The sequence below is a fragment of the Diaphorobacter sp. genome, assembly GCF_050251835.1.
Taxonomy (GTDB): domain Bacteria; phylum Pseudomonadota; class Gammaproteobacteria; order Burkholderiales; family Burkholderiaceae_C; genus JBFXIE01.
The window spans coordinates 21,392-39,137 of sequence record NZ_JBFWLZ010000030.1; the positions used below are offsets into that span (position 1 = coordinate 21,392).

Annotated in this window: 18 protein-coding genes; 7 read left to right on the top strand and 11 right to left on the bottom strand. The window is 64.2% G+C overall.

What is annotated here, in order from left to right:
- Positions 1–75 precede the first annotated feature (75 nt).
- The 3 genes from AB7E35_RS10925 to AB7E35_RS10935 all read right to left on the bottom strand — a co-directional run bounded on the left by AB7E35_RS10925 (position 76) and on the right by AB7E35_RS10935 (position 3,767).
- The gene (locus AB7E35_RS10925; RefSeq protein ID WP_428163374.1) at positions 76–390 is read right to left on the bottom strand and encodes a hypothetical protein; all 315 of its coding nucleotides are present in this window, start codon (positions 388–390) and stop codon (positions 76–78) included.
- A gap of 65 nt (positions 391–455) precedes the next feature.
- Positions 456–3,065, bottom strand: a complete 2,610-nt coding sequence (gene clpB, locus AB7E35_RS10930) for an ATP-dependent chaperone ClpB (protein WP_428163373.1) — start codon at positions 3,063–3,065, stop codon at positions 456–458.
- A 231-nt stretch (positions 3,066–3,296) separates the two neighbouring features.
- On the bottom strand, positions 3,297–3,767 hold the full coding sequence (locus AB7E35_RS10935) for a molybdenum cofactor biosynthesis protein MoaE (RefSeq protein ID WP_428163372.1): 471 nt from the start codon (positions 3,765–3,767) through the stop codon (positions 3,297–3,299).
- Positions 3,768–3,838: 71 nt separating this feature from the next.
- Here AB7E35_RS10935 and AB7E35_RS10940 point away from each other — a divergent pair, with 71 nt between their 5' ends.
- The 3 genes from AB7E35_RS10940 (at position 3,839) to AB7E35_RS10950 (ending at position 4,785) form a co-directional block, all read left to right on the top strand.
- Positions 3,839–4,093 (top strand): hypothetical protein, encoded by a 255-nt coding sequence (locus AB7E35_RS10940; RefSeq protein ID WP_428163371.1) that lies wholly within the window; start codon positions 3,839–3,841, stop codon positions 4,091–4,093.
- A gap of 105 nt (positions 4,094–4,198) precedes the next feature.
- On the top strand, positions 4,199–4,339 hold the full coding sequence (locus tag AB7E35_RS10945; protein ID WP_428163370.1) for a DUF3149 domain-containing protein: 141 nt from the start codon (positions 4,199–4,201) through the stop codon (positions 4,337–4,339).
- A gap of 119 nt (positions 4,340–4,458) precedes the next feature.
- Positions 4,459–4,785 carry a hypothetical protein gene (locus AB7E35_RS10950; protein ID WP_428163369.1) on the top strand — a complete coding sequence of 109 codons (327 nt, stop codon included), beginning with the start codon at positions 4,459–4,461 and terminating at the stop codon, positions 4,783–4,785.
- Positions 4,786–4,800: 15 nt separating this feature from the next.
- Here AB7E35_RS10950 and moaD read toward each other — a convergent pair whose 3' ends face one another.
- The 6 genes from moaD to AB7E35_RS10980 form a co-directional block, all read right to left on the bottom strand.
- Complete coding sequence (gene moaD / locus AB7E35_RS10955) at positions 4,801–5,064, bottom strand: molybdopterin converting factor subunit 1 (RefSeq protein ID WP_428163368.1); 264 nt, start codon at positions 5,062–5,064, stop codon at positions 4,801–4,803.
- The gene (locus AB7E35_RS10960; RefSeq protein ID WP_428167548.1) at positions 5,061–6,305 is read right to left on the bottom strand and encodes a molybdopterin molybdotransferase MoeA; all 1,245 of its coding nucleotides are present in this window, start codon (positions 6,303–6,305) and stop codon (positions 5,061–5,063) included. Before AB7E35_RS10960 ends, moaD begins: the two co-directional genes overlap by 4 nt.
- Positions 6,302–6,853, bottom strand: coding sequence for a molybdopterin-guanine dinucleotide biosynthesis protein B (gene mobB / locus AB7E35_RS10965; protein WP_428167549.1), 552 nt, complete (start codon positions 6,851–6,853; stop codon positions 6,302–6,304). Before mobB ends, AB7E35_RS10960 begins: the two co-directional genes overlap by 4 nt.
- Positions 6,854–6,932: 79 nt before the next feature.
- Positions 6,933–8,363: a threonine synthase gene (gene thrC / locus AB7E35_RS10970; RefSeq protein ID WP_428167550.1), complete on the bottom strand. Its 1,431-nt coding sequence runs from the start codon at positions 8,361–8,363 to the stop codon at positions 6,933–6,935.
- 15 nt (positions 8,364–8,378) lie between these two features.
- The gene (locus AB7E35_RS10975) at positions 8,379–9,716 is read right to left on the bottom strand and encodes a homoserine dehydrogenase (RefSeq protein WP_428163364.1); all 1,338 of its coding nucleotides are present in this window, start codon (positions 9,714–9,716) and stop codon (positions 8,379–8,381) included.
- Positions 9,717–9,786: 70 nt separating this feature from the next.
- The gene (locus tag AB7E35_RS10980) at positions 9,787–11,019 is read right to left on the bottom strand and encodes a pyridoxal phosphate-dependent aminotransferase (protein ID WP_428167551.1); all 1,233 of its coding nucleotides are present in this window, start codon (positions 11,017–11,019) and stop codon (positions 9,787–9,789) included.
- Between the two features lie 170 nt (positions 11,020–11,189).
- On the opposite strand from AB7E35_RS10980, the gene AB7E35_RS10985 reads away from it, so the two are divergent.
- The 4 genes from AB7E35_RS10985 to AB7E35_RS11000 all read left to right on the top strand — a co-directional run bounded on the left by AB7E35_RS10985 (position 11,190) and on the right by AB7E35_RS11000 (position 14,584).
- Positions 11,190–11,573, top strand: coding sequence for an Mth938-like domain-containing protein (locus AB7E35_RS10985; protein ID WP_428167552.1), 384 nt, complete (start codon positions 11,190–11,192; stop codon positions 11,571–11,573).
- A gap of 157 nt (positions 11,574–11,730) precedes the next feature.
- The gene (locus AB7E35_RS10990; RefSeq protein ID WP_428163361.1) at positions 11,731–12,219 is read left to right on the top strand and encodes a peroxiredoxin; all 489 of its coding nucleotides are present in this window, start codon (positions 11,731–11,733) and stop codon (positions 12,217–12,219) included.
- Between the two features lie 182 nt (positions 12,220–12,401).
- Positions 12,402–14,222 carry a PhoH family protein gene (locus AB7E35_RS10995; protein ID WP_428167553.1) on the top strand — a complete coding sequence of 607 codons (1,821 nt, stop codon included), beginning with the start codon at positions 12,402–12,404 and terminating at the stop codon, positions 14,220–14,222.
- Positions 14,222–14,584, top strand: coding sequence for a hypothetical protein (locus AB7E35_RS11000; RefSeq protein ID WP_428167554.1), 363 nt, complete (start codon positions 14,222–14,224; stop codon positions 14,582–14,584). The genes AB7E35_RS10995 and AB7E35_RS11000 overlap by 1 nt, the downstream gene beginning before the upstream one ends.
- An 86-nt stretch (positions 14,585–14,670) precedes the next feature.
- Here AB7E35_RS11000 and dnaB read toward each other — a convergent pair whose 3' ends face one another.
- Positions 14,671–16,089: a replicative DNA helicase gene (gene dnaB, locus AB7E35_RS11005; RefSeq protein ID WP_428163358.1), complete on the bottom strand. Its 1,419-nt coding sequence runs from the start codon at positions 16,087–16,089 to the stop codon at positions 14,671–14,673.
- A 139-nt stretch (positions 16,090–16,228) separates the two neighbouring features.
- Positions 16,229–17,518 carry an IS4 family transposase gene (locus tag AB7E35_RS11010; RefSeq protein ID WP_428167555.1) on the bottom strand — a complete coding sequence of 430 codons (1,290 nt, stop codon included), beginning with the start codon at positions 17,516–17,518 and terminating at the stop codon, positions 16,229–16,231.
- Positions 17,519–17,746 lie beyond the last annotated feature (228 nt).

The window sequence follows — 17,746 nt, forward strand, 5'->3', positions numbered from 1 at the left end:
TGAACAGGCCGCGCGGCAGTGCATCAAGTCAACAAAAAAGCTGCAACCAAGCGCCGGCAGCGCTTGGGGCGGGCTTTAGCGAATCTCGCGCGGCACCACATCGGTGATGTCACGCGCACCGCCTGCTTCGCCGCCCTGACGCGCGGAGGGCGCCTGCGCAGTCCAGCGCGCCGTGCTGCGGTACACCGTGCTCCAGCCTGTGCGCGGATCCATGCGCATGGTCCATGGCGCCACCGGTTTGCCGGTCAGGCGGGCCCACAGTGCGCGCAGCGCCCACACCACGGCCAGCACGGCCGCTGCGGCCAGCAGGCTCAGGAAAAAGACCACACCCATGGCAAAGACCACCAGGCGCAACGTCCACCGGATCACGCCAGCCACTACTTCGTTCAAACCATGCCCCTTTCTGACAGGCGGGCGCGCGGCCCACGCCGCACAACGCCCTTGCATGTTAGAGCTCAACCCGCGGCGCGGGCCTCGCCAAACTGGAATACCCCTGGGTTTGTCACAGGATCGACATCCACAGGAATCACGCTCTTGGGCAGGTAACGCCCTTCGATCAGCAGCTTGGACAACGGGTTTTCAATGCGCTGCTGAATCGCCCGCTTGAGCGGCCGCGCACCAAACACCGGGTCGAAGCCGACCTTGGCCAGCTCGGCCAGGGCCGCGTCGGACACTTGCAGCTCCAGGTCCATCTTGGCCAGCCGGGTTTGCAGCAGCTGCAGCTGGATCTTGGCGATCTTGGCAATGTGCTGCGCATCCAGCGCATGGAACACCACGGTTTCGTCAATGCGGTTCAAGAACTCAGGGCGGAAGTGGTTCTTCAGCTCGCCCCACACCGCTTCCTTGATGTCGTCCGAATCCTCCCCCACCATGGCCTGGATCAGGTGCGAGCCAATGTTGCTCGTCATCACGATCACGGTGTTCTTGAAGTCCACGGTGCGGCCCTGGCCGTCGGTCAGGCGGCCATCGTCGAGCACCTGCAAGAGCACGTTGAAAACGTCAGGGTGGGCCTTCTCCACCTCATCGAGCAGCAGCACGGAATAGGGCTTGCGGCGCACGGCCTCGGTGAGATAGCCGCCCTCTTCGTAGCCCACATAGCCCGGAGGCGCGCCAATCAAGCGCGCGACGCTATGCTTTTCCATGAATTCGCTCATGTCGATGCGGATCAGGTGCTCCTCGCTGTCAAACAGGAAGCCCGCCAGCGCCTTGCACAGCTCGGTCTTGCCCACGCCCGTGGGGCCCAGGAACAGGAAGCTGCCGGTGGGGCGGTTCGGGTCGGACAGACCCGAGCGCGAGCGCCGGATGGCGTTGGCCACGGCTGCAATGGCCTCGTTCTGGCCCACCACGCGCTCGTGCAGCTTGCCTTCCATCTGCAAGAGCTTGTCTTTTTCACCCTGCATCATTTTGGCCACGGGAATGCCCGTGGCGCGGCTCACCACCTCGGCGATTTCCTCGGCACCCACCTGGGTGCGCAGCAGGCGGTTGGCCTGGGCGGCGCCGTCCTTGCCTTCTTCCTTGGCCTGGGCTTCCTTGAGCTGCTTTTCCAGATCGGGCAGCTTGCCGTATTGCAGCTCTGCCACCTTGTTGAAGTCGCCCTTGCGCTTCAATTCCTCGATCTGCTGTTTGACCTGTTCGACCTGTTCGCGCACCTGCTGACTGCCCTGGGCCTGGGCCTTCTCCTGCTGCCAGATTTCGTCAAGGTCGGCAATCTCCTTTTGCAGGGATGCGATCTCTTCCTCGATCAGGCCGAAGCGCTTTTGCGAGGCTTCGTCCTTCTCGCGGCGCACGGCTTCGCGCTCGATCTGCAACTGGATCAGACGGCGATCAAGCTTGTCCATCACCTCGGGCTTGGAATCGATCTCGATCTTGATCTTGGACGCCGCCTCGTCGATCAGGTCAATCGCCTTGTCGGGCAGGAAGCGATCGGTGATGTAGCGGTGCGAGAGCTCGGCCGCGGCCACGATGGCCGGGTCGGTAATCTCCACGCCATGGTGCACTTCGTATTTTTCCTGCAGGCCGCGCAAGATGGCGATGGTGGCCTCCACCGTGGGTTCGCCCACCAGGATTTTCTGAAAGCGCCGCTCCAGCGCGGCGTCCTTTTCAATGTACTTGCGGTATTCGTCCAGCGTGGTGGCGCCCACGCAGTGCAGCTCGCCACGCGCCAGCGCGGGCTTGAGCATGTTGCCCGCATCCATCGCGCCCTCGGCCTTGCCGGCACCCACCATGGTGTGCAGCTCGTCGATGAAGACGATGGTCTGGCCCTCGTCCTTGGCCAGCTCATTCAGCACGGTTTTCAGGCGCTCCTCAAACTCGCCGCGGAACTTGGCGCCCGCCAGCAGCGCCGCCATGTCCAGTGAGAGGACACGCTTGCCCTTGAGCGACTCGGGCACCTCGCCGCCCACGATGCGCTGGGCCAGGCCTTCCACGATGGCGGTCTTGCCCACGCCGGGCTCGCCAATCAAGACCGGGTTGTTTTTGGTGCGCCGCTGCAGCACCTGGATGGCACGGCGGATTTCATCGTCGCGGCCGATCACTGGGTCCAGCTTGCCCAGGCGGGCGCGCTCGGTCAGGTCAATGCAGTATTTTTTCAGTGCCTCGCGCTGCCCCTCGGCCTCGGCGCTGTCCATCTTCTGGCCGCCACGCACGGCGTCGATGGCGGCCTCCAGGCTCTTGCGCGTCAGGCCGTTTTCTTTGGCGATGCGGCCCGCTTCGCCCTTGCTGTCGGTCAGGGCCAGCAAAAACAGCTCGCTGGCGATGAACTGGTCGCCGCGCTTGATGGCTTCTTTTTCGGTGGCCTGCAGCACGCGGCCCAGCTCGGGCCCGCCCTGCACCTGGTCGTGGCCCTGCACCTGGGGCAGGCGTTTCATGGCGGCCTCGGCCGCTGCCAGCAGGCCGGGCACGTTGGCGCCGGCGCGCTCCAGCAGCGCACGCGGGCCGTCGTCCTGGCGCAGCATGGCCGCCAGCAGGTGCACGGGTTCGATGTAGGCGTGGTCGTTGCCCAGCGCAAGCGACTGCGCGTCGCTCAGGGCTTCCTGGAACTTCGTGGTGAGTTTGTCCTGGCGCATGGTTCGTATCCTCCGAATTGCAATGCACTTGAGGCGTGGCCTGCCCGATTTCAAGACAGCATGCCCGCCAGCCGACTGACCTGAGCCTGTACCGGCTTCAGGCGCCATTGCCCCAAACAGCTATTTATTTGATAGCTGCCAGCGATTGATGAACAAGCGCTGGAGGCCTTTTTTTCTCATTCTTCTACCAAGCGCGGTGCAAGGTCAATGCCCAAGGCCCAAGCTTGGGCATCAGGCATTGCCCGCCGTGATGCCCCAGCGCGCCAGCGCCGCATCGTCGCTCACGCGAGCATCCACCCAGCGTGCGCCCTGCCCGGTTTGCTCCTTCTTCCAGAACGGCGCCTGGGTCTTGAGGTAATCCATGAGAAATTCGCAGGCCTGAAAGCTCTCACCGCGGTGCGCGCTGGTGACCGCCACCAGCACGATCTGGTCGAGCGGCTGCAGCAACCCCACGCGGTGGATCACCCGGGCGCCAAAGATGTCAAAGCGCCGCAGGGCCTCATCCACCATCGCCTCGATGGATTTTTCGGTCATGCCGGGGTAGTGTTCCAACTCCATGGTGGACACGCTGTCGCCGTCGTTTCGGTCGCGCACCGTGCCCACAAAGCAGCACACGGCGCCCACACGGGCGTCCTGGGCGCGCAGGGCTGCCAGTTCAGTCGAGACATCAAAGTCCTGGGTCTGGATGGAGACGCGGTTCATGGCAATGGGCAGGAGCAAAATCAGCGAATTGACCGGCACTTTAACGCCCCACCCTACTTTCACACCTCCCAATGGCAATCCAGACCCTCACCACCGACGACTACACGCTCTACCCCTCGCCGCGCAATGTGCACCGCGTGGTGTTCGAGTTCCAGACCTTCGTGCCCCAACCCTACGCGCTGATCGACCTGGCCAGCTACGCCCTTGCGGGACGCTACAGCCTGTTTGCCGCCCACCGCCGCGCCGACGGAAAAATGGGCCAGCTGGCCACCTTCGAGCTGGCAGCCGACCAGCAGCGCTTCGGGCGTCTCTTTGTGCCCGACTGATCGAACTCATGCACCGGCGTCAGCCCTGCCCTTGACCTGACTCAAAGACGCCCCGGCCTTGCTGGGCTGCAATCACCCCATAAGCCAACAACGGAGGATCCCCCCATGCAACTGCTCCAGCAACTCTTCACGACCGACGTGGGCCTGTTCAGCGCCATCGGCCTCGCTTTCATCCTGTGCATGGGCGGGTTTTTCATCTGGCTGTTCACTCGCGACGACGGCCCCAAGGGTGGTCAAAAACGCTGAGCGCCCTGCCCAGCCGGTCGCCCCGCCAGTTGCTGGCATCTTCACCCTTCCCCCACGGGCGCCGCGCTGTCACGGCGCAGCGCCTTTGTGCTGTTGCGCCGTGCACCACAATGGCCGCCATGCACGACGACAACCAGATCCTGGTCCCGCCCTCTTTCATTGCGCTGTTCAGCGACGCACGCGCGCGGCTTATGGCGCCAGCCGATGAGGTGCGGGCCCGCTATGAACTGTGCGAAGACCTGGCCTGCCATCTGGTCGAGCAGGCGCAGCTGCTCTACCACGGCGGCGCGCGGTCTGAAGAAGGCGTGCTGCTCGGCATTCACGCCGGACTGTCCGGGCCGGATGCGGGCGTGAGCGAGGGTGAGGCGCGCTGGATCACGCTGCGCCTGGCTGAACTGCTGGACTGGCGCAGCCCGGAGCTGCCGCTGCGGCCCGTGCAGCCCTGACCGGTTTCAAACGCTTCAGCCGCCGGTGACTGGCGGGAAAAAAGCCGCCTCGGCGCCCGCCTTCAGCGGGGTGGCGTCATGCGCCATGGTCTGGTTGAGGGCCATGCGCACGGCCCGGTCGCGAGCCAGGCAGGCGGCCCAGGGCTCGCCACGCGCGATGAGCTCGTCGCGCAGCGCGCCCAGAGTGGCAGCGCCGGTCTGCAGCGTTTCTTGCCCGGTGCCGACCGCCTCGCGGATGGAGGCGAAGTAACGCAGGGTGACGGTGATGGGGGCAGTCATGACAGCAGCTCCGCAAACGGCAAAAAACGCACGCGGTCGCCGCGCGCAATGGTCTGGCCCGCCGGGTTGTCCACCACACCGTCGGCCCAGGCCGCCGAGGTGAGCACGCCCGAGCTTTGGTTGGCAAACAGCTCCAGCGTGCCGTCCACCCCCTGGCGCACGCGCAGGAATTCACGGCGTTTATCAGCCCGGGGCCAGTCGAATCCAGCGGTAGCAGCTATTGCTTTAGGAGCAACATCACGCACCCCCTGCAGACGCAGCACAAAGGGGCGCACCAGCAGGCCAAAGGTGACGAAGCTGGACACCGGGTTACCCGGCAGGCCCATGAAGTGCGCGCTGCCGCTGCCGTGCGCAATCTGGCCGTAGGCAAAGGGCTTGCCCGGCTTCATGGCGATCTGCCACAAGTCCAGGCGCCCCAGGCTCTCCACCGCCGGCTTGATGTGGTCTTCCTCGCCCACGCTCACGCCGCCGCTGGTCAGGATCAAATCGTGCCCGCTGGCGGCCTGGCGCAGCGCGGCCACGGTGGCCTCGCGCCGGTCGGGCACTATTCCCAAGTCGCTCACCTCGCAGCCCAGGCGCAGCAGCATCGCACGCAAGAAAAACCGGTTGCTGTTGTAGATGGCGCCGGGCTTCATTTGCGCGGGCGGCACGTCGCCAGGCATGACCAGCTCGTCGCCCGTAGAAAAAAGCGCCACGCGGGGCCGGCGCGCCACCTGCAGGCGGCCTAAGCCGATACTGGCGGCCAGGCCCAGCTCGGCGGGGGTCAGGCGCGTGCCGGCCGCCAGTACCTGCGCGCCCAGGGTGATGTCCTCGCCCGCGCGGCGAATCCACTGACCCGGGGCCGGCACGGCATTCACGCGCACGCGCTCGCCGTCCAGCGCCTCGCAGTCTTCCTGCATCACGATGGCATCGGCCCCCGCTGGCACCGGCGCGCCCGTGAAGATGCGCGCCGCCGTGCCCGCCGCCAGCGGCGTGCCGAAGCTGCCCGCGGGAATGCGCTGCGACACCAAAAGCTCCACTCCCGATGCCGGCACGTCGGCGCAGCGCACGGCGTAGCCGTCCATCGAGCTGTTGTCGCTGGGCGGCACCTGCAACGGCGAGGTGGCGGCCTGCGCCAGCACGCGGCCGTCGGCGTCGAAGGTGTTGACGGTGTCGGTGCCCGCCAGGGGGGTGGCCTGCGCCAGCAGATCGGCCAGGGCCTCGTCCAGCGGCTTGAGGGGTGCGCGCGCTTGGGGGTTCATTCGCAAGCCTCCGCCCGATCGGGCACATAGTCAAACCGTGCCCCCTGCGCCAGCAGCCATTGCACCACGGCGTGGGGGTCATCCAGGTTCAGCAAGGGCAGCGCCGTGGGCAGGGGAGGCTGCGGCGCGTCGGATGCCACGGCGATGATGCGGGGGTCGTGCGGGTAGAGCGCGGGGCGCTCGCGATAGTCGTGGGAGGCTGCGCGCCAGATCTCGATCTTGGGCAGGTCGCTTTCCTTGAAGCCCTCCACCAGCACCCAGTCCACGCACGGGTCCAGCTCGGCCAGCAGCTCGTGCACGCTGGGCGCGCGCTGCTGCTCGAACTCGCGCATCAGGGCCATGCGCCGGTCGGAGGCCACTGCCACCTCGTAGGCGCCGGCCTCGCGGTGGCGCCAGGTGTCCTTGCCCACATGGTCGATGTCGAACTTGTGGTGCGCATGCTTGACCACCGACACGCGCAGGCCATGCAGGCGCAGCTCGGGGATCAGCTGCTCTACCAGCGTGGTCTTGCCGCTGCCTGAATAGCCGGCAAAGCCAACCACCTTCATCCGGGCACTCCTTTGGTTTCACTCATTTTTTAATAGCTTCCAGCGCTTGCCAGGCAATCGCTGGAAGCTATTTAGACCATTAATCGCAATGGGCTGCAATGTAGGCCTTGACCCGCTCCACATCCGCCGGCAGCAGTTGCACGCGCTTGGGGAGCTGCTCGATGCCCTCGAACCTGGCCGGGCGCTCGGGTGCGCGGCCCAGGGCCTCCTGGATGGTCTCGGCAAATTTGATGGGCAGGGCCGTCTCCAGCACGATCATGGGCACGGACGCATCGCCGCGGCGCTCACGCGCCACCTTCACGCCGTCGGCGGTGTGGGTGTCGATGATCTGGCCAAAGCGGTCGTAGGTGTCACGGATGGTGGCCAGGCGGTCGGCGTGCGTGCTCTTGCCGCTCTCGAAGCCGTATTTGGCGCGCGCGTCCGCGAACACGGGATCCGCCCCCAGGTCGAAGAAGCCCTGACGTGCCACGCCCTCGGCGAACAACTGGCGCGTGCGCCCGGCATCGCGGCCCAGCAGGTCGAACACGAAACGCTCGAAATTGCTGGCCTTGGAGATGTCCATGGACGGGCTGGAGGTCTCATAGGTCTGCGCGCTGCCACGCACGCGGTAGGCGCCGGTGCGAAAGAACTCGTCGAGCACGTCGTTCTCGTTGGTGGCCACGATCAGGCGGTCGATCGGCAGGCCCATCTGGCGCGCCACGTGGCCGGCGCAGATGTTGCCGAAGTTGCCGCTGGGCACGGTGAAGCTGACCTTCTGGCCGTTGGTTTCCGTCGCCTGGATGTAGCCCGCGAAGTAGTACACCACCTGCGCCAGCAGGCGCGCCCAGTTGATGGAGTTGACGGTGCCGATCTTGTACCGGGCCTTGAACGCGTGGTCGTTGGAGACGGCCTTGACGATGTCCTGGCAGTCGTCGAACACGCCTTCGATGGCGATGTTGTGGATGTTGGCGTCCTGCAGGCTGAACATCTGCGCCTGCTGGAACGGGCTCATGCGCCCGTGCGGGCTGGTCATGAACACGCGCACGCCCTGCTTGCCGCGCATGGCGTATTCGGCCGCGCTGCCGGTGTCACCGCTGGTGGCGCCCAGGATGTTGAGCTGCTCGCCGCGGCGGCCCAGTTCGTACTCGAACAGGTTGCCCAGCAGCTGCATGGCCATGTCCTTGAAGGCCAGCGTGGGGCCGTTGGACAGGGCCTCGATCCACAGGCCGTCTTCGAGGTGGCGCAGCGGCACGATCTCGCCGGTGCCGAACACCTCGGCGGTGTATGTCTTCTCGCACAGGCGCTTGAGGTCTGCGGGCGGAATGTCGTCGATGTACAGCGACAGGATGCGGAAGGCCAGTTCGGCGTAGCCTTGCGTGTGATAGGCGGTGCGCAGCGCGGTCAGCTCGGCGTCGCCGATCTGCGGGTAGCGCTCGGGCAGGTACAGGCCGCCGTCGGGCGCCAGGCCTTCGAGCAGGATGTCGCAGAAATGTTTGCGGTCCGGGTGGCCGCGGGTGGACAGGTACAGCATGGCTCGCAGCCCTTGTTAGTTGTTCAGCTCTTCCTTGCGGATGCGCGTGATGCCGGCCAGCACCGTGGGCAGGCCCTGGATCTGGACCAGCGCGCCGTCCATGTCGCCCTCGCGCGTGTCGTGCGTGAGGATGATCAGGTCGGTCTGCGTGCTGCCCTTGCCGCCCACCTCGTCGGCCTCGCGCTGCAGCACCGCGTCGATGCTGATGCCCGCGCCGGCCAGGATGCCGGTGATCTTGGCCAGCACGCCGGCCTGGTCGGCCACGCGGATGCGCAGGTAGTAGCTGGTGACCACGTCGGCCATGGGCAGCACGGGCAAGTCTTGCCCTGCCTCGCGCAGCGTGTGGCTCTGGAAGGCCAGCGGCGGCACGCGATGCGCGGGGTCGGCCTCGATCAGGCGGGTGATGTCCACCAGGTCGGCGATCACGGCGCTGGCCGTGGGCTCGCTGCCCGCGCCCTTGCCGTAGTACAGCGTGGTGCCCACGGCGTCGCCGTGCACCACCACGGCGTTCATCGCGCCTTCCACGTTGGCAATCAGGCGCTTGGCAGGCACCAGCGCCGGGTGAACGCGCAGCTCCACACCCTTGTCGGTGCGCTTGGTGATGCCCAGCAGCTTGATGCGGTAGCCCAGCTGCTCGGCGTAGCGGATGTCGGCTGCCGCAAGCTTGGTGATGCCCTCCACATAAGCCTTGTCGAACTGCACCGGGATGCCGAACGCGATGGCGCTCATGATGGTGGCCTTGTGCGCGGCGTCCACGCCCTCGATGTCGAAGGTCGGGTCGGCTTCGGCGTAGCCCAGGCGCTGGGCCTCCTTGAGCACTACGTCGAAGTCCAGGCCCTTGTCGCGCATCTCGGACAGGATGAAGTTGGTGGTGCCGTTGATGATGCCGGCCACCCACTGGATCTGATTGGCCGCCAGGCCTTCGCGCAGCGCCTTGATGATGGGGATGCCGCCGGCCACGGCTGCCTCGTAGGCCACCACTACGCCCTTGTCGGCCGCGGCTTTGAAGATTTCAGTGCCATGCACCGCCAGCAGTGCCTTGTTGGCCGTCACCACATGCTTGCCGGCGGCAATCGCCTCCAGCACCAGCTGCTTGGCAATGCCGTAGCCGCCAATCAGCTCGACCACGATGTCGATCTCAGGGTTGGCGATCACTTCGCGTGCATCGCCCACCACGCGGGCGTGCTCGCCCACGATGGCGCGGGCGCGGACGGTATCCAGATCGGCAACACAGGCAATCTCGATGCCGCGGCCCGCGCGGCGACGGATCTCTTCCTGATTGCGCTGCAGCACGTTGAACACACCGCTGCCGACGGTACCGATGCCCAGCAGGCCTACTTGGATGGGTTTCATATGAGGGTTACCAGTGAAAAAGGGCTCCAGCGCGCGGTTGAACAGCGCTGACAGCTATCAAAAATGAAGTTCACGCAACCTTGGCGTGGCGCCGGCGGTAGGCCGCCAGGAAGTCCGCCAGCCGGCCGATGGCCTCGCGCAGGTCAGCCTCGTGCGGCAGAAACACGATGCGAAAGTGCTGGTTGTCGGGGTAATTGAAGCCAGAGCCCTGCACCAACATGACCCGCGTGGCGCGCAGCACTTCCATGAAGAACTGACGGTCATCCGCGATGGGGTACATCTGCGGGTCCAGCCGCGGGAACATGTACAGCGCCGCATGCGGCTTGACGCAGGTGACGCCAGGGATGGCGGTGATCAGTTCGTAGGCCAGGTCGCGCTGGCGGCACAGGCGCCCGCCGGGCTTGACCAGATCGTTGATGCTCTGGTAGCCGCCCAGCGCGGTCTGAATGGCCCACTGGCCCGGCACGTTGGAGCCGAGCTTGAGGTTGGCCAGCATGTTCAGGCCTTCGATGTAGTCGCGCGCGTCGGCCTTGGGACCGGAGACCACCATCCAGCCCGCACGGTAACCGCAGGAGCGGTAGGCCTTGGACAGCGAGTTGAACGTGAGGGTGAGCACATCGGTGCTCAGGCTGGCCATGGAAGTGAACTTGACGCCGTCGTACAGCACCTTGTCGTACACCTCATCGACCATCAGCACCAGACTGTGCTCGCGCGCAAGGGCAATGATGCCTTTGAGCAGTTCGTTGGGGTACAGCACACCCGTGGGGTTGTTGGGGTTGATGACCACGATACCGCGCGTGCTGGGCGTGATCTTGGCGCGCATGTCGTCCAGGTCGGGAAGCCAGCCAGCCTCTTCGTCGCAGCGGTAGTGCACCGGCGTGCCGCCCGCAAGCGACGCGGCTGCCGTCCACAGCGGGTAGTCGGGCATGGGCACGAGCAGTTCGTCGCCTTCGTTGAGCAGCGCATTGGTGGCCATGCAGATGAGCTCACTGGCGCCATTGCCCAGGTAGATGTCCTCCAGGGTAACGCCGGCAATGCCCAACTGCTGGGTGTAGTGCATCACCGCCTTGCGCGCCGCAAAAATGCCCTTGCTGTCCGAGTAGCCGGCCGAATTGGGCAGGTTGCGAATCATGTCCTGCTGCACTTCCTCGGGCGCATCGAAGCCAAAGGGGGCCATGTTGCCGATGTTCAACTTGATGATCTTCTGGCCCTCGTCCTCCATCTGCTTGGCAGCGTCCACGATGGGACCACGGACATCGTAGAGAACGTTATTGAGTTTGGCGGATTTATGAACGGGCTTCATGCGCGGGCGACTCCGGGCGGCTCTTGAGGACTGAACACCAGCAGGGCAGTCGCCCCACCAGGCAAACGGCACCTCGGTGAAACCTATAATTTGACCACAGTTCCACCGGCAGACACCGGCCATTGCCCAGTCCCGGCAGCGGCGCAGGCCTCAACCAATTCACGGCGCCCATGAAATTTCAGCCCGACCGCTCCGACGTGCAGACCATCACCGGCTACGGATCCGGCTGGATTGGCGTGGACACCGACAAGGTGTACGAGAGCATCATCATCGGCTCACAAGGCCAGCGCATCGCCTGGCAGTGCAGCCGATTCGAAGACCTGACGGCCGCACACTTTGCACAATTGGCGGAACTGGATGCCGAAGTGGTGATCTTCGGCAGCGGTCTGCGCAACCGATTCCCGCCGCCCGCCTGGCTGCAACCGCTGATGGCGCGGCGCACCGGCCTGGAAACCATGGACACACAGGCCGCCTGCCGCACCTACAACGTTCTGGCGGTCGAGGGGCGCAATGTGGTCGCAGCCCTGCTGCTGGAGAGCCAGGATCGCCCGTAAGTCAACCCTTTCCGCACCCCGCACACGGGCCAAAGCTTGGGCGCCCCTGGGGTTTGCGGGTAAAATAGTGGGTTGCGGTCGGGGGCATCATGCCCAGAGTCAACCCACCCCACTCCCCCGGCTTTCATTCGACTAATTCCAGAGAGATAGAAGTGCCATGGCGATCGTTGTCAACAAACCCCTTCCTGAATTTGAAGCCAACGCGACGGGTGGAATCAAGGTTTCCAACATCTCGCACCAGGGTCAGATCCTGATTCTGTACTTCTACCCCAAGGACAATACACCCGGCTGCACCACCGAGGCAATGCAGTTCCGAGACAAGTTCAAGGACTTTGAAAAGGCTGGCGCAGTTGTGTTCGGCGTCTCGCGCGACAACATGAAGTCTCACGACGACTTCAAGGAAAAGCTTGAACTGCCCTTTGAACTCATCGCCGACACCGAAGAAAAAATGTGCCATATGTTCGGCGTGGTCAAGAACAAGATCATGTACGGCAAGAAGGTCAAGGGTATCGAGCGCAGCACCTTCCTGATTAATCCCGAAGGCATTTTGGTGCAGGAATGGCGTGGCCTGAAGGTGCCCGGCCATGTGGACGAGGTTCTCAAGGCCGTCAAGTCCATCAAGACGCCTGTTAAGCAAGCGGCGTAAGAACGGCGCTACGGAGATACCGGGGCGACCTCGCGCCAGAGCAATCCAACTCGTGATGGCTGCATGCATAATGGCTCAATGCCGCTGAAGAACGTAAAGCGCTTCCTCGAACCCAAAGCCGCCATGGTCTCCTGGCGGCTTTTTGTTTTTTGAATGTCCCTTCCTGCGAGACTCTCCGCACCATGCCCCTGCCTCCCGCCCCGACCAAGCGCGCCGCACTGCTCAAGCCAGACGCCTATCGCCTGACCGTTTCCGAGGACGAACCGCCAGAGGTTTCCGCGCCCGCGGCGGCGCCAGAACCCAGCCCCTCACGCAAGCGTGCTACCGGCAAGGCCAGAACCAGCAGCGCCGCAGCGACGGCGGTGCATGCCGACGCCACGGCGAGCGCACCTTCGCCAACGCCAAAATCGTCCAAGGCAGTGACCGAGCCCCAGCCTGCTTCTCCCAGGCAACAGGATACGCAAGACACACAAGTCAAGGTGCGCGCCAGATCAGCGCGCTCCACGGACTCCCGGGCGGTCAATGATGGCAGCCGCAACAAGCACAGCCATGTCACCGCGCCACGCCGCGCCGCGCCCGAAGCCGCGCCCCGCAAACGCCGTGCAACAGGCCCGGCAAAGATGTTCGTGCTCGACACCAATGTCTTGCTGCACGACCCTACCAGCCTTTTCCGCTTCGAGGAACACGACATCTTCCTTCCGATGATCGTGCTGGAAGAACTCGACGCCCACAAGAAAGGCATGACCGAAGTCGCCCGCAACGGTCGCCAGGCCAGCCGCACGCTGGATGCGCTGGCGGCCGCCCACGGCAGCGCCGACATGGCCAGCGGCCTCAGGCTCGACTCCACGGGGCAGCGTGCCGCTGGCGGCAGCCTGTACTTTCAGACCGCACCGCTGAGTTACCAGTTGCCCTCCAGCCTGCCCCAGGGCAAGGCCGACAACCAGATCCTCGGCGTGGTGGAGGCGCTGCGCAAGCTGCATGCGCCACGCGAGGTGGTGCTGGTGTCCAAGGACATCAACATGCGCGTCAAGGCCCGTGCTCTGGGTCTGGCCGCCGAGGACTACCAGAACGACAAGACGCTGGAAGACGGGGATCTGCTGTACGCCGGCAGCCTGGCCCTGCCGGCAGATTTCTGGACCAAGGCCGGCAAGAACGTCGAAAGCTGGCAAAGCGGCGCGCACACCTACTACCGTGTCGGTGGCCCGGTGGTGAATCAGTTCATGATGAACCAGTTTGTGTACTTCGAAGCACCGGGCGAGCCCAGCCTGCATGCGCGCGTGACCGAGATACGCGACAAGACGGCGGTGCTGGAGACGCTCAAGGACTATGGATCGGTCAAGAACACCGTATGGGGCGTCAACACCCGCAACCGCGAGCAGAACTTTGCCATGAACCTGCTCATGGATCCTGAAGTGGACTTTGTCACGCTGACCGGCACTGCGGGCACCGGCAAGACACTGATGGCCCTGGCCGCCGGCCTGACGCAAGTGCTGGACGAGCGCCGCTACACCGAGATCATCATGACCCGCGCCACCGTGAGCGTGGGCGAAGACATCGGCTTTCTGCCCGGCACCGAGGAAGAGAAGATGGGCCCCTGGATGGGCGCGCTCGACGACAACCTGGAGTTTCTCGCCAAGGGCGATGGCGGCAACGCAGGAGAATGGGGCCGCGCGGCCACCAACGAGCTGATCCGCAGCCGCATCAAGATCAAGAGCATGAACTTCATGCGCGGGCGCACCTTCCTGAACAAGTACGTGATCATCGACGAAGCGCAAAACCTGACGCCCAAGCAGATGAAGACGCTGATCACCCGCGCCGGGCCGGGCACCAAGATCATCTGCATGGGCAACCTGGCGCAGATCGACACGCCCTACCTGACGGAAGGCTCCTCGGGCCTGACCTACGCCGTGGATCGCTTCAAGGGCTGGCCCCACAGCGGTCACATCACCCTGGCGCGGGGCGAACGTTCGCGCCTGGCCGACTTTGCCAGCGAGGTGCTCTGATGGCCCTGGGCTGGATGACCGCCTTGAAGCTGGTGCCCTGGGGCGAGGTGATAGAAGCCACGCCACAGATCATGCAGGCTGCCCGCAAGCTCATGAGCAACACCCGCAAGGCGCCTGCTGACGCCCCCGCGCAGCGCATTGACAGCACGCCCGATCACATCGCCGCGCTGCAGGCGCGGCTGGCGCAGCTGGAAGAAGACCAGCGCAGCTCTGCGGTATTGATCGAGTCGCTGGCCGAGCAAAACGCACAGCTGGTGCGTGCCGTGGATGGACTGCGCCGGCGCGGCATGCAGCTGCTGCTGGCGGTCTGCGCACTGGGCGTGTGCACTTTTGCATTGCTGGCCTGGGCACTTTCGCGTTGACGGGAGTGCACTGTCGAGCGCCCAATTGCTATCAAATAAATAGCTACTAGCGCTTATAGTACAAGGGCTAGCGGCGCATTTGATTCTTAATAGTAATCGTCGCCCGCGCCCATGGCCAGATTCTCGAAGCGCGTCTGGTTCTTCTGGAAGAACAGCTTCACCGTCCCCGTGGGGCCGTTACGCTGTTTACCAATGATGATTTCTGCAACGTTGGGCTCTTTGGAGTCCTTGTTGTAGTAATCGTCGCGGTAGATGAACATGATGATGTCCGCGTCCTGCTCAATGGCGCCGGACTCGCGCAGGTCGCTCATCATGGGGCGCTTGTCAGTGCGTGTTTCCACCGAACGGTTGAGCTGCGACAGCGCGATCACCGGGCATTGCAGTTCCTTGGCCAGCATCTTCAGGCCGCGCGAAATCTCGCCCAGCTCGGTCGCCCGGTTGTCGGAGCTGTTGCTGCCGGAGCCGCTCATCAGCTGCAAATAGTCCACCACGATCAGCCCCAGCTTGCCGCACTGGCGCGCCAGCCGCCGCGCATTGGCGCGCAGCTCGGACGGGGTCAGGCCGGGGGTTTCGTCGATGTGCAGCGAAACGGTGCGCAGTTTTTCGATGGCTTCGGTCAGACGCGGCCATTCTTCGTCTGACAGCTTGCCCGTGCGCAGATTGCCCTGGTTGACGCGCCCGATCGATCCCACGATACGCACCGCCAGCTGCGCCGCGCCCATTTCCATGGAGAAGATGGCCACGGGCAGGCCTTCGTTGAGCGCCACATGCTCTGCAATGTTCACCGCAAAAGAGGTTTTGCCCATCGACGGCCGCGCCGCCAGCACCACCAGATCGCCCGCCTGAAGGCCGCTGGTCATGCGGTCCAGATCGGCAAAACCTGTGGGCACGCCGGTCACGTCCATGGGGTTGTCCGCCATTTCCTGCACGCGATCGAGCAGGTCGATCACCAGGGTGTCGAGCGACTGAAAGCCCTGCTTCATGCGCGAACCCTCTTCACCGATGGCAAAAATCTTCTGCTCGGCCTCGTCCAGGATGCGATCCACCGGGCGACCCTGGGGGTTGAAGGCGTTGGTGGCAATCTCGTCGCTGGCGGTCACCAGTTTGCGCAGGATGGCGCGCTCGCGCACGATCTCGGCGTAGCGGCGGATGTTGCTGGCACTGGGCACGTACTGCGCAAGGCTGTTCAGATAAGCCAGGCCGCCGATCTCCTCGGCCTTGCCCATGCTCTGCAGATGCTCGTGTACCGTGATCACGTCTGCCGGCTTGCTGGCGTTGATCAGCGCACCGATGGCTGCGTAAATCTGCTGGTGCTCATGGCGGTAGAAGTCGCCATCCACCAACAAGTCACCCACGCGATCCCAGGCCATGTTGTCCAGCAGCAGGCCACCCAACACACTGGACTCGGCCTCGATGGAATGGGGCGGCACGCGCAGCTGGGCAACGGCCGGATCCAGCAGCACTGGCGCAAAACCCTCGACGGACATGGATGGGACGGCGGACATGAGGTGCAGACTTTCAAAAGGGCAAGCGTGGGATGCTAGCGAGCAGGGCCAGTCCCGTCATTGCACAACTCTGTGGATAAACGGTGGGCGATGCGTGCACAAGAAATGCAAAAGCCGCCCGAGGGCCAATGCCAGTCAGTTAAGAGCTGACTGGCATTTTCTTTGTCGGAAACTTACTGCGAGAGCGCTTGACCTCGCGCGGGAAGCGTCGCCCGGTACGCCGCGCAGGAAGCACGAAGTAACGGGCCTGTTCAAGTAGCAGTCGCAGTTGTTGGGGCAGTGCCCCTGCACGGGCCAGACGCGCGGTGTTGAGCGCGGCAACGATGGCATGCTTTGCCGTGTGAAAGCTGATGCGCACGGGCTCCACCTTCACATGCTGGGCCATCAAGCGCATCCAGCGCCTGAGCACGGTATGCGCAATCAGCACACCCCAGACCTCCTGCATTACCAACTGTGGCTGCTTGCTGCGCAGCACGCCCTTGCCTTGTTGCAGGGACTGCTTGATCTCACGAAACCCCAACTCGATCTCCCAGCGCTGGCAATACAGTTGTGCCAGTTGTTCCGCTCCAAAGCGTTTCGGGTCCAGCATCGAGGTGATGAACCGCCGGGTCTTGCCCTGCACCTGGGTCTGGATCAGCCGCGCCTGCCAGTGGCTGGGCAGTTCGGGGCGTAGCTTCCTGGCGCGCTGCGACACGGGCATGCGGATCAGCCAGTCTCCTTCGTCCAGGCGTTGCACCACCTCATGGCGCAGGTTGTCCTTGGCGCGCGTGAGCCAATGGCGTTGCTCGCCTGCACTGTGCCAATCGAGCAGGAACGCTGCGGAAAAGTATGCCCGGTCAAACAACGTGATGGAGTGATCCAGACCGCGCAGCCCAGCCGCCAGCGTCAGCTCTCCCTGACCATAGTCGCCCAGCTTGGCATCGAGCAGTTCATGGCTGTCGGTGTCCAACAGGCACACGGCCCTGACCATCGGCCAAGGCTGGGGGCCGTATTGCGTCTGGCCACTGCCCAGCACCTGGCGGTTGTCCGCACTGTCGGGTGCAGACCAGACGACGCCATCGACGGCCAGCACACGCAAGCTCTCTTCATGCACCGGGTGTGATCTGCCCCAGGCTTGCGTCAGCAGAGTAAACAAATGCTCCAGCGGCTCGGCCCCCAGCCGCTGGCGGGCCTGCACGCTGCTGCTGGGCGCAGGCAATTCTTGCCCTTCAAGGGTCAGCGCCATCTCTTGAACAACCTGCCAAAGCGGCATGTGGCGAAACAAGGCCAGACCGATCACCAGCCAGACGGCGTGCTCTGCTGGAAGCTTGCGCCGGCGTATCGAGGCTTTGCCGCTGGCATGCAGTGCCTGTTTAATCCAGGCCGGATCAATCAGCGATCCCAGCTCGGCCATGGCGTTGGCGGGCAACGCCGCCAGCGTCTCATCCAATGAGGTTTGCAGTAGCGCGGACAAATGAAAAAGGGAACATGATGAATAGGTTCCCTTTTTACTTGCCTTTGGGGCTCTGTCGTCTTAACTGACTGGCATTAGCCCGAGGGCGGCTTTTTGCTGAAGCGACAAATGACGATTTGTCGTGATCAGGCGGTTTCGCCATAGACCGAGACGGTCACTTCGACGGCCACATCGGTGTGCAACGCCACGACGACGGTGTTGTCT